The organism is Amycolatopsis sp. GA6-003 (genome assembly GCF_046267895.1).
In the GTDB taxonomy this organism is placed as follows: Bacteria; Actinomycetota; Actinomycetes; order Mycobacteriales; family Pseudonocardiaceae; genus Amycolatopsis.
In genome coordinates this window covers 4605852-4619453 of sequence record NZ_CP176499.1, presented here as the reverse complement: position 1 = coordinate 4619453, position 13602 = coordinate 4605852, and the positions used below count along the sequence as shown (strand labels likewise).

The 13602-nt window shown below is 69.9% G+C and carries 12 protein-coding genes and 3 tRNA genes; 9 read left to right on the top strand and 6 right to left on the bottom strand.

Annotated elements, in window-relative coordinates; translation table 11 throughout:
- Positions 1 to 13: 13 nt before the first annotated feature.
- Complete coding sequence (rfbA, locus tag F9C12_RS20540; RefSeq protein ID WP_409466907.1) at positions 14 to 895, top strand: glucose-1-phosphate thymidylyltransferase RfbA; 882 nt, start codon at positions 14 to 16, stop codon at positions 893 to 895.
- 112 nt (positions 896 to 1007) lie between these two features.
- On the opposite strand, the gene lon is transcribed toward rfbA, so the two are convergent.
- From lon to F9C12_RS20520, 4 genes are all read right to left on the bottom strand, one after another.
- Positions 1008 to 3410: an endopeptidase La gene (lon, locus tag F9C12_RS20535; RefSeq protein WP_409466906.1), complete on the bottom strand. Its 2403-nt coding sequence runs from the start codon at positions 3408 to 3410 to the stop codon at positions 1008 to 1010.
- Between the two features lie 87 nt (positions 3411 to 3497).
- Positions 3498 to 4322 carry an SAM-dependent methyltransferase gene (locus F9C12_RS20530; protein WP_409466905.1) on the bottom strand — a complete coding sequence of 275 codons (825 nt, stop codon included), beginning with the start codon at positions 4320 to 4322 and terminating at the stop codon, positions 3498 to 3500.
- Positions 4319 to 5167 carry an SAM-dependent methyltransferase gene (locus tag F9C12_RS20525; protein ID WP_409183523.1) on the bottom strand — a complete coding sequence of 283 codons (849 nt, stop codon included), beginning with the start codon at positions 5165 to 5167 and terminating at the stop codon, positions 4319 to 4321. Before F9C12_RS20525 ends, F9C12_RS20530 begins: the two co-directional genes overlap by 4 nt.
- A gap of 36 nt (positions 5168 to 5203) precedes the next feature.
- A complete protein-coding gene (locus F9C12_RS20520) occupies positions 5204 to 6145 on the bottom strand; it encodes a GNAT family N-acetyltransferase (protein ID WP_409183522.1) in 942 nt (313 codons plus the stop codon).
- 249 nt (positions 6146 to 6394) lie between these two features.
- Between F9C12_RS20520 and F9C12_RS20515 the strand changes: the two genes are divergently transcribed.
- From F9C12_RS20515 to F9C12_RS20490, 6 genes are all read left to right on the top strand, one after another.
- A complete protein-coding gene (locus F9C12_RS20515; RefSeq protein WP_409183521.1) occupies positions 6395 to 9016 on the top strand; it encodes a putative bifunctional diguanylate cyclase/phosphodiesterase in 2622 nt (873 codons plus the stop codon).
- Between the two features lie 80 nt (positions 9017 to 9096).
- Positions 9097 to 9169, top strand: a tRNA-Thr gene (locus tag F9C12_RS20510).
- Positions 9170 to 9338: 169 nt separating this feature from the next.
- Positions 9339 to 9411 (top strand) — tRNA-Met (locus tag F9C12_RS20505).
- Between the two features lie 49 nt (positions 9412 to 9460).
- Positions 9461 to 9625, top strand: a complete 165-nt coding sequence (rpmG, locus tag F9C12_RS20500; RefSeq protein ID WP_005152047.1) for a 50S ribosomal protein L33 — start codon at positions 9461 to 9463, stop codon at positions 9623 to 9625.
- Between the two features lie 122 nt (positions 9626 to 9747).
- Positions 9748 to 10197, top strand: a complete 450-nt coding sequence (locus F9C12_RS20495) for a MaoC family dehydratase N-terminal domain-containing protein (RefSeq protein ID WP_409183520.1) — start codon at positions 9748 to 9750, stop codon at positions 10195 to 10197.
- Positions 10194 to 10592: a MaoC family dehydratase gene (locus F9C12_RS20490; protein ID WP_409183519.1), complete on the top strand. Its 399-nt coding sequence runs from the start codon at positions 10194 to 10196 to the stop codon at positions 10590 to 10592. Before F9C12_RS20495 ends, F9C12_RS20490 begins: the two co-directional genes overlap by 4 nt.
- A gap of 127 nt (positions 10593 to 10719) precedes the next feature.
- On the opposite strand, the gene F9C12_RS20485 is transcribed toward F9C12_RS20490, so the two are convergent.
- Complete coding sequence (locus tag F9C12_RS20485; protein ID WP_409466904.1) at positions 10720 to 11628, bottom strand: SGNH/GDSL hydrolase family protein; 909 nt, start codon at positions 11626 to 11628, stop codon at positions 10720 to 10722.
- Between the two features lie 50 nt (positions 11629 to 11678).
- Positions 11679 to 12581 carry a TIGR03619 family F420-dependent LLM class oxidoreductase gene (locus F9C12_RS20480; RefSeq protein WP_409183517.1) on the bottom strand — a complete coding sequence of 301 codons (903 nt, stop codon included), beginning with the start codon at positions 12579 to 12581 and terminating at the stop codon, positions 11679 to 11681.
- A gap of 424 nt (positions 12582 to 13005) precedes the next feature.
- Here F9C12_RS20480 and F9C12_RS20475 point away from each other — a divergent pair.
- Together F9C12_RS20475 and secE are read left to right on the top strand one after the other, a co-directional pair.
- Positions 13006 to 13078 (top strand) — tRNA-Trp (locus tag F9C12_RS20475).
- Positions 13079 to 13110: 32 nt separating this feature from the next.
- On the top strand, positions 13111 to 13545 hold the full coding sequence (gene secE / locus F9C12_RS20470; protein WP_409183516.1) for a preprotein translocase subunit SecE: 435 nt from the start codon (positions 13111 to 13113) through the stop codon (positions 13543 to 13545).
- The last annotated feature ends 57 nt before the right edge of the window (positions 13546 to 13602 follow it).

Here is a 13602-nt window from a genome sequence, read left to right as displayed (position 1 = left end):
GTGAGGAGGGGCTGTGAAGGGCATCGTGCTCGCCGGGGGCAGCGGAACCCGTCTGCATCCGATCACGCAGGCCGTGTCGAAGCAGCTGCTGCCGGTCTACGACAAACCGATGATCTACTACCCGATCTCGGTGCTGATGCTGGCCGGGATCCGGGAGATCCTGGTCATCTCGACGCCGGCCGACCTGCCGAACTTCCGCCGCCTGCTCGGCGACGGCAGCCAGTTCGGGCTGTCCTTCTCGTTCGCGGAACAGCCGAGCCCGAACGGCCTGGCCGAGGCGTTCGTGATCGGCGCGGACTTCGTCGGCGACGATTCGGTCGCGCTGGTCCTAGGCGACAACATCTTCTACGGCCAGGGCTTCTCCACGACCCTGCGCACCGCCGCGACCGACCTCGACGGCTGCGTCCTGTTCGGTTACCAGGTGAAAGACCCGGAGCGGTACGGCGTCGGCGAGATCGACGAGAACGGCAACCTGCTGTCCATTGAGGAAAAGCCCGAGAAACCGCGCTCGAACAACGCGATCACCGGGCTGTATTTCTACGACAACGAGGTCGTCGACATCTCCCGCAACCTGAAGCCCTCCGCGCGCGGCGAGCTGGAGATCACCGACGTCAACCTCTCCTACCTGCGCCGCGACCGCGCCAAGCTGATCGAACTGAGCCGCGGCTTCGCCTGGCTCGACACCGGCACGCACGATTCGCTGCTGGAGGCGGGCCAGTTCGTGCAGGTGCTGGAACACCGGACCGGGGTGCGGATCGCTTGTCTGGAGGAGGTGGCGCTGAAGATGGGCTTCATCAGTCCGGACGAGTGCTATGCGCTGGGCGCCAAGCTGGCCAAGTCGGGGTATGGGGAGTATGTGATGAACGTGGCCACCCTCGCCGGGGCGCAGAGCTGATTCTTTCGGCAGGGGCACGGTATCGCGCACCACCGACAAAAACCGCGGAACAACGGCAAAGGCCCCGCCCCTCCCAACCCAGGGGAGGACGAGGCCCTGCCTCAACCACGGATCAAGCCGCCTGCGGAACCTCCGAAGAAGCCGGCGTCAAAGCCAGCTCCAGCACCTCCCGCACGTTGGCCACCGCGTGCACGTCCAGCTGCGACAACACCTCCGCCGGCACGTCGTCCAGATCCGGCTCGTTTCGCTGCGGGATGATCACCGTCTTCATCCCCGCCCGGTGTGCGGCCAGCAGTTTCTGCTTGACCCCGCCGATCGGCAGCACCCGGCCGGTCAGCGACACCTCACCGGTCATCGCCACATCCGCCCGGACCACCCGGCCCGAGAGCAGCGACGCCAGTGCGGTCGTCATCGTGATGCCCGCGGACGGACCGTCCTTCGGCACCGCGCCCGCCGGGACGTGCACGTGGATTCCCCGCTCTCGCAGGTCTCCCACCGGCAGTTCCAGTTCTGCGCCGTGCGAGCGCAGGTACGACAGCGCGATCTGCACCGACTCCTTCATCACGTCACCCAGCTGCCCGGTCAGCTGCAGGCCCGAAGCCCCGCTTTCCGGATCGGCCAGCGACGCCTCGATGTACAGCACGTCGCCGCCAGCGCCGGTGACTGCCAAACCCGTTGCCACGCCTGGCAAAGACGTCCGCTGAGTCGCCGTCGGCAGTGACGATTCCGGTACGTGCCGCGGGCGGCCGAGGTAGGTTTCCAGGTCCGAAGCGGACACCGTCAGCGGCAGCGAGACCGAACCCAAGGCCACCTTCGTCGCGATCTTCCGCAGCACCTTCGCGATCGTCCGGTTCGCGTCGCGCACTCCGGCCTCGCGGGTGTACTCCGCGGCGATCCGGCTGAACGCGTCGTCGGTCAGCACGACGTCTCCCGACGCCAGACCGGCCCGTTCGAGTTCGCGGGGGAGCAGGTGATCCCGCGCGATGGTGACCTTCTCGTGCTCGGTGTAGCCGTCCAGCGTCACCAGTTCCATCCGGTCCAGCAGCGGGCCGGGGATGGTCTCCAGCGCGTTGGCCGTCGCCAGGAAGACCACATCGGACAGATCCAGTTCCACCTCGAGGTAGTGGTCGCGGAACGTGTGGTTTTGTTCCGGGTCAAGCACTTCGAGCAGCGCGGCCGTCGGGTCGCCGCGGTAGTCGGCACCGACCTTGTCGATCTCGTCGAGCAGCACCACCGGGTTCATCGAGCCGGCTTCCTTGATGGCCCGCACGATCCGGCCGGGCAGCGCGCCGACGTACGTGCGCCGGTGGCCGCGGATCTCCGCCTCGTCCCGGATGCCGCCCAGTGCGACCCGCACGAACTTGCGTCCCATCGCCTTCGCGACCGATTCGCCGAGCGACGTCTTGCCGACCCCGGGAGGACCGGCGAGCGCGAGCACCGCACCGGAACGCCGGCCGCCGACCGGGCCGAGGCCCGATTCCGCGCGCCGCTTGCGCACGGCCAGGTACTCGATGATCCGTTCCTTGACGTCGTCGAGACCGGCGTGGTCCGCGTCGAGCACGGCTCGTGCGGCGGCGATGTCGTAGACGTCCTCGGTCCGCTCATTCCACGGCAGCTCCAGCACCGTGTCGAGCCAGGTCCGGATCCAGCCGCCCTCCGGCGACTGCTCGGACGTCCGCTCCAGCTTGTCGACCTCGGCCAGCGCGGCCTTGCGGACGGCGTCCGGCAGGTCGGCGGCTTCCACGCGGGCGCGGTAGTCGTCGTCGGCCGCGGTGCCGTCGAGTTCGCCCAGCTCCTTGCGGATCGCTTCGAGCTGGCGGCGCAGCAGGAATTCCTTCTGCTGCTTCTCCATCCCGTCCGCGACGTCCTTGCGGATGGTCTCGGTGACCTCCAGCTCGGCCAGGTACTCCCGGCTCCACTCGAGGGCCTTCTCCAGCCGGACGCTGACGTCGAGCGCGCTCAGCAGCTCCAGCTTCTGGTCCGTGGACAGGTACGGCGCGTTGCCGGCCAGGTCGGCGATCGCGGACGGCTTCTCGACCTGCTGGACGGCGTCGATCATCTGCCAGCCGCCGCGTTGCTGCAGCACCGAGATGACCACGGCCTTGTACTCCGCGGCGAGCTGCGCGGTGCGGTCGTCGGAAGTCTCTTCGGCGGCGTCGGCGTGCACCCAGCGGGCCGCGCCGGGGCCGTCGGCGATCCGGCCGACGACGGCGCGCGCGGTGCCGCGCAGCAGCACGGCGGACTTGCCGCCGGGGACGCGGCCGATCCGTTCGACGGTCGCGACGGTGCCCAGTTCGGCGTACTCGCCGTGCACGCGCGGCACGATCAGGACTTCGGCCTTGCTCGCCGCGCCCGACCGGATCCCGGGGAACGACGCGGTCGCGGGGGTTTTGGCTTGTGCGGACTCCACTGCGGCCCGGGTCTCTGCGTCGCCGAGGTCGAGCGGGACCACCATGCCCGGCAGCACGACGTCGTCATCGAGCGGGAGGACGGGCAGGAGGCGGGGGTCGGACATGTGCACTCCTCGAATAAGTTGAGTCTAAGGTGCTCAACTCTCCGAGGGGTGGGTTTGTTTCCCAGGGAGTGTTCGCTGGGAGAGAAGTCAGGGCTTGACCGCGACGGCCCCCCAGGCGAACGGCCGGACCTCCGCGGCGAGCTCCGAAACCGGCTCGTCCGGCCGCCAGTCCGGCAGCGCGCTCATCCCCGGCTCCAGCAGCGGCCAGCCGCCGAACCACGGCCGGATCTCGTCGTCCGAGCGCAGGTACGCCGGGTTCGACGTGTCCTTGTACGCGTCCACGAACCGGCGCACCTCGGCGGCCCGGTCCGGCGGCGCGTCGTCCCGGCAGGTGGCGTGCGTGACGGCCAGCCACGAGCCGGACGCGAGCTGGTCGCGATAGGCGGCGACCAGTTCGTCCGGCCGGTCGCCGGGGCCGAGGAAGTGCAGCACGGTGATCATCAGCAGGCAGACCGGCTGCGACCAGTCGATCAGCTCCTGGGTGACCTCGTCGGCGAAGATCGCTTCCGGATCGCGGATGTCGCGCTCCACGATCCCGGCCCATTCGGTCGCGTTCTCGTCTTCCAGGATCACCCGGGAATGCGCCGCCGCGACCGGTTCGTAGTCGACGTACACGACCCTCGCGGGCAGGTGGTCACGGACGATCTCGTGCACGTTGCCCGCCGTCGGCACGCCCGACCCGAGGTCGACGAACTGCCGGATCCCGGCGTCGAGCGCGGCCCGCACGACCCGGTTCATGAACGCCCGGTTCTCCCGTGACATCGGCCGGATCAGCGGCCACACCTTCTCGACGCGGCGGCCGAATTCCCGGTCCACCGCCCAGTTCTGGGTGCCGCCGAGGTACCAGTCGTAAATCCGCGCGGCGGACGGCTTGTCGACGTCCACGCCCTGCGGCGCGTCCGGCGCGGTCATGGCTTGCGCGCCACTGCGCACCAGGCGAACGGGCGGGCCTCCGCCTCGACGGCGTTCAGCTCGCGCTCCGGCCGCCAGTCCGGCAGATGCGTGATCCCCGGCTCCAGCAACGGCCAGCCGCCGAAGAACGGTTCGATTTCTTCGCGGTCGCGCAGCCACATCGGGTTGCTCGTCTTGCGGTACTGCTCGACGAACCAGCGCAGCCCCTCCAGCGCCGGACCGCTGCCGTCGCCCTCGCTCATCTGCGAGATCGCCAGCCAGCTGCCGGACACGAGCTTGTCGCGGTAGGCGCGCACGATGGCGTCCGGATCGTCGTCCGGGCCGACGAAGTGCAGCACCGCCATCAGCATCACGCACACCGGCTGGCTGAAATCGATCAGCTCGCGGGTGCGCGGGTGGTCCAGCACCGCCCGGGGGTCGCGCAGGTCGGCCTGCACGATCCCGGCCCAGTCGGTGGCCGCCTCGTCCTCGAGGATCAGCGTCGCGTGCGCCACGGCCACCGGCTCGTAGTCGACGTACACCACGGTGGCCTGGTCGTCGTCGCCGAGCGCGGCCTCGACCACCTCGTGCACGTTGCCCGCGGTCGGCACGCCGGAGCCCAGGTCGAGGAACTGGCGGATGCCCGCGTCCAGCGCGGCCCGCACGACCCGGTTCATGAACTCGCGGTTCTGCTTCGCGCCGGGCCGGGCGAGCGACCACATCTTTTCGATCTTGCGGCCGAACTCGCGGTCCACCGCCCAGTTCTGCTTGCCGCCCAGGTACCAGTCGTACACCCGCGCGGCCGAGGGTTTCTCGACGTCGACGCCTTCCGGCGCTTTCGGTGCGGCGTCGGGCTTTTCGGTCACTGGGACTCCCCTCGGAACGGCCTGGCAACCGCCAGACTAGCGAGAACGCACGGCGGGCCGGCGTTGCCAGCCGGTCCACAGCGGCCGGTAGCCCTGCGCGTACCAGAACGGCGTCGACCGCGGGTTGGCCACGGCGTGGTGCAGCAGCACGACATCCGCGCCAGCCTCGTCGAAGACCTGGTGCGCGTGCGCGGCCAGCGCGGTGCCGACACCGGACGAGCGGGCCGCCTCGGAAACCGCCAGCGACGACAGGTAACCCACCCGGGAGGCGGCGACCCGGTGCCGGATCCAGCCGGTCTCGTCGGGCATCTGCAGCACGACCATGCCGAGCGGCCGGCCGTACAGCTCCGCGATCCACACCTGCGGCTCCGGCCGTTCGAGGTGGCGCAGCAGCTCCTTGGCGATCAGCTCCTCTACGCCGGGACGGAGCGTGACCCGGCCGAACTGCGCGTCGTACCGCTGCAGTTCGAGCTGCAGGGCGACCGCGGTGGAGAGGTCGTCCGGAGTCGCGTGCCGGATGCAGACGCCCGGCGTCGCGTCGGGTCCGGCGGCCAGCCGCTGCGCCGGGCGGACGGCGAGCACGCCGACCGGGGCGAAGCCGTGCCGGAGAAGTTCGGTGGCCCCGGCGGTGTCGCGGCTGGGCCGGGAGAGCACCGCGGCGCACTCCGTATCCCCCACTCGGGCGAGGGACCGCAGGTGTTCATCCCATCGAGTGAGCAGGGCGTCGAGTCCGGCGGCCGGATCGGGACCGGCGAGCTGAACCTCCAGCCGGTGCTCGACCAGCGCCCGCCACATCGAGCGCGGGCTGTCCGGGCCGAGTCCGGTGCAGGTGCTCAGTCCCGCCGCGGTGGTGTCGCCGACCTCGGCGGAAAGCAGGGCGGAATCCCCTCCGACCTCGAAGGGGAGCGGCGCGGGAAGCAGCGCGTCCACCGTGGCGATGCGCGCCGCATGGCCGGTGGCTGTCACGTCGTTGTGCATGCCGCCATTGTCCGCCGGTCCGGCCGGAAAAGAGCCCCAGAACACTCGCCGGCCCGGGGGTTCCGGGGTGAACCGGGAGTTTCACTCCTTGGTCCACGCAGGTCAGAGAAGAACGCCCATTGTTAACCCTGGGGTGATCTCCTACTGTCTCGAAAGGGACGCCGGTACGCCCTACGGGGTAAGGTGGCGCCCTCGCCCACACCTGACGTCACGGACGAGCGCGACCGGGCAGCCGGGAAGGAAGGTCGGATGCCGGACAGCAACGCCCATCCCGGTGCCGCGCCGGAGGCGATGGGCTCGGGAGGTGCTGGCTCCGCACCGGCCGAAGGCCGCACGGACGAGAGCCGCTTTCGCGTTTACACCTTCTTCGTGCTGGGCCTCGGCCTGCTCGCGGCCCTCGCCGTCGGCACCTGGCTGCCGTTCCACGGTTCGGCCAAGCTCTGGTGGATCGGCCCGGTGCTCGCCGTCGCGTTCCTGCTCGCCGAACAGCTCGGCATCAACGTCGACGTCCGCAGCGGCATTTCGTGGACCATCTCGTTCACCGAGATCCCGCTGGTAATCGGTTTCTTCGTCGCCCCGTTCGAAGTGGTGCTCGCCGCGCATCTCGTGGCGGGCATCGGCACGCTGCTGGCCCGCAAGGTCGCCGGCCGGGTCCTCTACAACGCGGGCGCGTTCCTGCTCGAAATCACCGGCGCGTTCGCCGTCGCCGGGCTCGTGCACCTGGCCATGGGCGGCGGGCCGACCATGCCGTGGGTCGCCGCGCTCGCCGGAACGCTCACCGCGCCGCTGGTCAGCACGCTGCTCGCGCTGGCCGCCGTGCGCGTGCTGCGCCGCCGGATGCGCGTGAGCACCGCGATCCGGCTGACCGGCCGCATCCTCGTGGTCGGCTTCGTCAACGCTTCGGTCGGCCTCACCGGCTACCTCGTCATCGCGAGCACCCCGCAGGCCTGGCCGCTGGTGCTGGCGGTGTTCCTCGGACTGACCGCGCTGTACTGGGCGTATTCCGACCTGCTCCGCGAACAGCGGGACATGGAAGCGCTGTCCGACGTCAGCCTGATGGTCGCCCGGTCCGGCCAGCAGGCCGCCGCTCGGCCGGCGAGCCGCGGCGAGGAACTGGTCGGCGGGGTCGACGTGCGCGAATGGGCCACGATCGCCGAGCGGATCAAGGACCAGCTGGCCGCCGGACGCGTCGTGCTGCGGCTGCGCCTGGAGGCCGACGACCCGATGCGCGTCGTGGTCGCGGGCAACGAACTGCCGCCCGCCGACCCGGCCCACGACGACCCGCTGCTGCGCCTTCCCGGCGCGCACGTCCGGCACTTCCGGATCACCGAGGCCAACCCGGACGTCCGCGCGGCGCTGCTGGAACGCAGTGCGCAGGAAGCGCTCGTGGTGCCGCTGCGCAGCGCGAACCAGCTGCTCGGCGTCGTCGAAGCGCACGACCGGCTCTCGCGCTGGCGCGGTTTCGGCAAGTACGACGTCCAGCTGCTCGGCACGATGGCCAGCCACCTCGCGACGTCGCTCGACAACCGGCGGCTGCTCGCCACGCTCCGCCACGACGCCTACCACGACCCGCTCACCGGGCACCTGAACCGGCCGGGATTCCAGCAGGTCTCGCGGGATCCGCTGCGCGAATCGGCGGAGGTCGTGGTGCTGCGGATCGACCTCGACGTCTTCTCCACGGTCAGCGACGCGCTCGGCTACTCCTGGGCGGACCGGATGGTCATCGCCGCGGGCACGCGCATCCGCGGCGCGCTCGGCCCGGACGTCCCGCTCGCCCGGCTCGAAGGCGCGTCCTTCGCCGCGCTGCTCGTGGACTGCTCGATCGAAGACGCCCATCGCGCCGCCGAACGGCTTCGCGTGCAGCTGTCCGAGCCGTATCCGGTGGACCGGCTTTCCGTCGAAGCCAACGCGATGATCGGCTACGCCAGCTCCGCGGACGACGCCGGCGAGGTCGACGTCGACGGCCTGCTGCAGCGCGCCGACGTCGCCGTCCGCGCCACCCGCGGCGGCGAGGAAGTCCGCGGCTACGTGCCGAGCATGGGACAGATCTTCCTGCGCCGGTTCCAGATGGTCACGCAGTTCCGGCAGTCGCTGGAAGACGGTCACGTGTCCGTGCACTACCAGCCGAAGGTGACGCTGCCGAACCGGCAGGTGCAAGGCGTCGAGGCGCTCGTGCGCTGGGTGCACCCGGAATTCGGCAGGCTCGGCCCGGACGAATTCGTGCCCGCGATCGAGGCGGCCGGCCTGATCGGCGTGCTGACGTCGTTCGTGCTGGAACAATCGCTGAAGCGCGTGCGCAAGTGGCTCGACGAGGGCCTGCGGATCTCCGCGGCGGTCAACCTCTCGGTGCGGAACCTCTCCGACGACGACTTCCCGGCGAAGGTCCAGCGCGAACTGGAACGCTTCGACGTGCCGCCGGAACTGCTGACGTTCGAACTGACCGAGTCCGGCGTGATGTCCGACCCGCAGAAGGCGCTGCCGATCCTGCGCGAACTGCATTCGCTGGGCATCGTGCTCGCGGTGGACGACTTCGGCACCGGCTATTCGTCGCTCGCGTACCTGCGCCAGCTGCCGGTGGACCAGGTCAAGATCGACAAGAGCTTCGTGCTCGGCATGGGAACCGATCTCGGCGACCTCGCGGTGGTGCGGTCGATCGTCGAACTCGGCCACTCGCTGGGCCTGACGGTGGTCGCGGAAGGCGTCGAGGAGGACGTGGCGCGCGATCAGCTCGAGGCGATGGGATGTGACGTGGCCCAGGGCTACCTGATCTCGCGGCCGCTGCCGGAGGACCGGCTGGAGGCGTGGCTGCAGGCCCGCACGGCACGTTCGCCGGGACGGCATTCCGAGACCGTGCTGACCCTGCTGACCTGAGGTTTTGCGGTTAACCGACCCCGGTTGCACGGGTACTCCGGACGGGTTGCTAATCTTTCCAAGTCCTCGCGAGAGGCAAGGCCCCTTTAGCTCAGTCGGCAGAGCGTCTCCATGGTAAGGAGAAGGTCTACGGTTCGATTCCGTAAAGGGGCTCGCGAGTAGGCGAGCTATGTCCGCGGAAAGCGCGGGCCTGGCTCGCTTCGCGGCGTCCATCTGGGGGTCGAACCCCCAGACCCCCGCCAGGGGGGCTTGCCCCCCTGGACCCCCCGGCTGGGTCACCTTGGCTTGGCGGGTTGGGTCAGGTGGGGTGGGTGTCACGTAGGGCGGTGTAGCTCAGTTGGCAGAGCAAGCGGCTCATAATCGCTGTGTCGCCGGTTCAAGTCCGGCCACCGCTACGCGGTAACGACGGGGCTGGCCCCCGGATCTGAGAGAGAAGGAAACGCTGTGGCTGCCACCGACGTGCGACCCAAGATCACGCTGGCGTGCGAGGAGTGCAAGCACCGCAACTACATCACCAAGAAGAACCGGCGCAACAACCCGGATCGCCTGGAGATGAAGAAGTTCTGCCCGAACTGCGGTACGCACCGGACTCACAAAGAGACCCGCTGACGCAGGCGGTCTTACCAGCTTCGACAAGCCGTCCCGGCACTCGCCGGGGCGGCTTTTCGCTGTCTACTGGCCAGTTCTGGCACCCGCGCGGGGGCGCGCCCGGGTTCGGTTAGCCTCTTCGCGTGCCTTTGGACCAGTCGTTCACCGGGCGGGAGTACCCGTCGGACAGCAAGTACTTCGTGAGCCGGGAGAAGATCCGCGAGTTCGCCGACGCGATCGAGGACCCGAACCCGGTGTACCGGGACCCGGAGGCGGCCCGCGCGGCCGGCCACCCGGACGTGCTCGCGCCGCCCACCTTCCTCACCATCCTGAACCTGCCGAAGATCAACGGCATCGTGTCCGACCCCGCGCTCGGGCTCGACTACTCCCGGATGGTCCACGGCGACCAGGGCTTCCGCTACGAACGCCCGGTGCACGCCGGCGACGAGCTGGAAATCTCGGCCACGATCGAGTCGATCATGGCGAGGGCGGGCAACGACTTCATCAACCTCCGCGCGGAAATCACCGACGCGGACGGCAAACTCGTGTGCACGACGCGGGCGCAGCTCGTGGTTCGGGGGGCGGAAGCGTGAACGTCGGCGACGAACTGCCTCCGCTGGAGGTCCGCATCACCCGCGCGCAGCTGGTCCGCTACGCCGGCGCCTCGCTCGATTTCAACCCGATCCACTGGAACGAGAACTTCGCGACCAAGGTCGGCCTCCCGGACGTGATCGCGCACGGCATGCTCACGATGGCCGTGTCCGGCCGCATCGTCACCGACTGGCTCGGCGACCCGGCCCGCCTCGTGGACTTCAGCACGCGCTTCACCCGCCCCGTCGTGGTCCCGGACAACGACGAGGGCGCGCTGGTCGAGGTGACCGGCAAGGTCGGCGCCCTGACCGACGAGGGGCTCGCGCGGATCGACCTGACCGTGAAGTTCGAGGGCAAGACCGTGCTGGGCAAACCGCAGGCTCTCGTCCGCCCCTGACCCGGCAAAAGTCCGTGAGGGCCACCGTGAGGGAATCAGATTCCCTCACGGTGGCCCTCACGGACCTCGGCCCGCGCGTCCTTCGGAAGCAGGGCGAGAATCTCCGCGCGGCACCCGCCGGGCCGCCTCAGTGCACCCCGAGCACCGACTCCACCACGCCAGCCATCCCGGCCTCGCCCCGCGCGTTCGGGTGCAGGGCCGCGGCCGAGGACGTCGGGACGACTCCCTCGACCCACTTGACGTCCGAATTCGCGCAGACGTCGTGGCCCTTGCTCGGCTCCGCGGTGTCCGCGAACCCGGCGTCGTGCGATTTGGCCTGATCGGACAGGGCATCGTTGAGCTTGCCGAGCGCGTCCCGCAGATACGCCACGTCGCCGGAGCCCAGCGGCAGAACCGGCCAGCAGCCGTCGCCGTCCGGGAGGACCGTCGGATAGCCGACGACCACGACCCGCGCCTTCGGGGCCTTCTTGTGGATCTGCTCGAGCGCGGTGCCGACCTTCTTCGCGGTCGCGCTGATCCGGTCGGCCAGTTCGTCCTTGCCGCCCGCGGTGAGCCGGTCCTTGCACGGCGAGGCGTTCTGGTGGGCGGTCACACAGGTCTGCGCCAGTGCGATGAATCCCACATCGTTGCCGCCGATGCCCAAGGTGACGAGCGTCGTGTCTGCGGTGACCGAGTCGAACTGCGGCGGATTCGAGCCGTTGCGCGTCGACTGCGAGTCGGTCAGGTCGTCGGTTGTCGCGCCGCTGCAGCTGACGTCCACGAACTTCGCCGGCTTCAGCTTCGCCGACACCAGGTGCGGATAGTTGTTGTCCGACCGCGCGCAGCCGGCCGGCGAGCCCGCCTGCTTCCCGGTGCGCGGAGCCGACGTGTACGAGTCGCCGAGCGCGACGTACCGGCCGCTGCCGCCGCCGGTGTCCGCGCCCGAGGGCGGGGCGATCGACGAGTCGTGCTTCGACTTGTAGTAGCCGACGGCCAGCAGCGCCCCCACGACCACGAGGACGAGCAACCCGCATCCACCGCTTTTGTTTGCCCCCACCCGACCGTTCTACCGGTCCGGCCCCTCGCAGACGACCCGCTTACGGGTGATCACGCAAAGACAGCGGCGTGGAGTTCGCCCGCCAGCTCCAGCGCGTGCGGGACGGTTTCGGCCACATAGTGCAGATCGACCAGCGCTTCGGTGATGCCGTCGGCCTCGGCGGCCTTCAGCAGGGCCGCGACGTCCTCGACGGTCGAGGTCTTCGAGCCAGGCGTCGGGTTGATCCGCAGCACGCGACGCAGCGATTCCGGGTCCCGACCGGCCTTCTCCGCGGATTCGACCACCACCGCCCACTTCTGCCGCAGCAGCGGGAGCGGAAGCCCAGCGGGCAGCCAGCCGTCGGCGATCCGGCCGACGCGCCGCAGCGCCGCGTCCGACGCCCCGCCCAGCAGCACCGGCGGACCGGGCTGCTGCAGCGGACGCAGTCCGATCAGGGAGTCCGGGATGTCCCAGCGCTCGCTCCGGTGCCCGGCCGGGTCCTCGGTCCAGAGCGTCCGCAGCACCTTGACCAGTTCGGCCAGCCGCGCGCCGCGATGCTCCCACGGCACGCCGGCGGCGGTGTACTCGTCGCGGAGCCAGCTGAGCCCGAGTCCCACGTCGAGCCTGCCGCCGGACAGCAGATCCAGTGACGTCAGGGACCGCGCCAGGAGCACCGGCGAGTAGAGCGGGCCGTTGAGGGTGCTCGACCCCAGCCGCGCGGTCTCGGTCGAATTCGCCGCGATGGTGAGCGCGAGCAGGGGATCGACGAAGCGGACGAACTCCGGCGGGTACGGCTGTTCGGGGGTACCGGACGGGTAATAGGTCTTGGGGGCGACCGGGGTCAGCACCCGGTCGCCGACCCACAGCGAGGCGAAGCCCAGCCGCTCGGCTTCGGCGGCGAAGCCGGCGATGGCGGAGGGGTCGGCGAGCTTGCCGTACTGCGGCAGAGCGAGCCCGAGCCGGAATGTGGTCACCGAGTCTCCTTGATCAGAGTTTCGCTTGCGGGTCAACGAAGATCATCTCGCCGGGAGCCGATCTTGGCTTCCGGGCGGGGAAAATCGCCAGGGCGGAAGCGATTTCCCTTGCCGTGCCCAGTGATCCGGAGCGGTCGCGAAGCCGGGCGGGCGGCGGCCGCCGGTGGCTTTACGATTAATCGGATAACGGGGCACGGGCCTATGTTCGCACGATCGGGTGATCTTCGCCGCGCATTCCGGGATGCTGTCCGGAGGCCCCGGAGAGACCCCCGCCGAGCCGCCGCGGCGCCGTCGAGGGGGCTGGGTTGCAAGGCTTCATCCGGCTTGCCGTAGACTTCGGAACTCGGAACGCACTACGGTCATCCCCGCCGGATGGTGGGGACGATGGAATGCGTCCTCCGGAGCCAGGGTGACCGGGCTCCACAGGGGTGTAGCTCAATTGGCAGAGCAGCGGTCTCCAAAACCGCAGGTTGCAGGTTCAAGTCCTGTCACCCCTGCGTACGGGAACTGGTGGAGCGGAGGAGTGGTCGTGAGCGACAGCGACGCCAGCGGCGAGCACGAGCAGGACGATTCGGGCAAGCGGCCCGGAGTCGAATCCCGCCCGGTGTCCGCCGCGGCTCGGCGCGAACGCCGCGCTTCCGCTCGGCCGGCAGGCAAGTCCGAGGCACGGCCGGGCTCGACCCGTCCGTCCGGCAAGGCGGGCGACAAGGTCGCGAAGCCCGCCGACGCCAAGGGCGCGCCCACCCCCAAACGGGACCGGAAGCCCAAGAAGGCCTCGGTGTTCGCCCGGTTCACGCGGTTCATCCGCGAGGTCTGGGCCGAACTGCGCAAGGTCATCTGGCCCAACCGCAAGCAGATGGTCACCTACACCGCGGTCGTGCTGGTGTTCGTGGTGTTCATGGTGGCCCTCGTGAGCGGCCTCGATCTCGGCTTCAAGGAGCTGGTCGGGCTGGTCTTCGGCTGACGCCCGCAGGGCGCGCCACCGCGCTGGCCGGGCCCCGGTCCGGCCCGGCAAGCGATC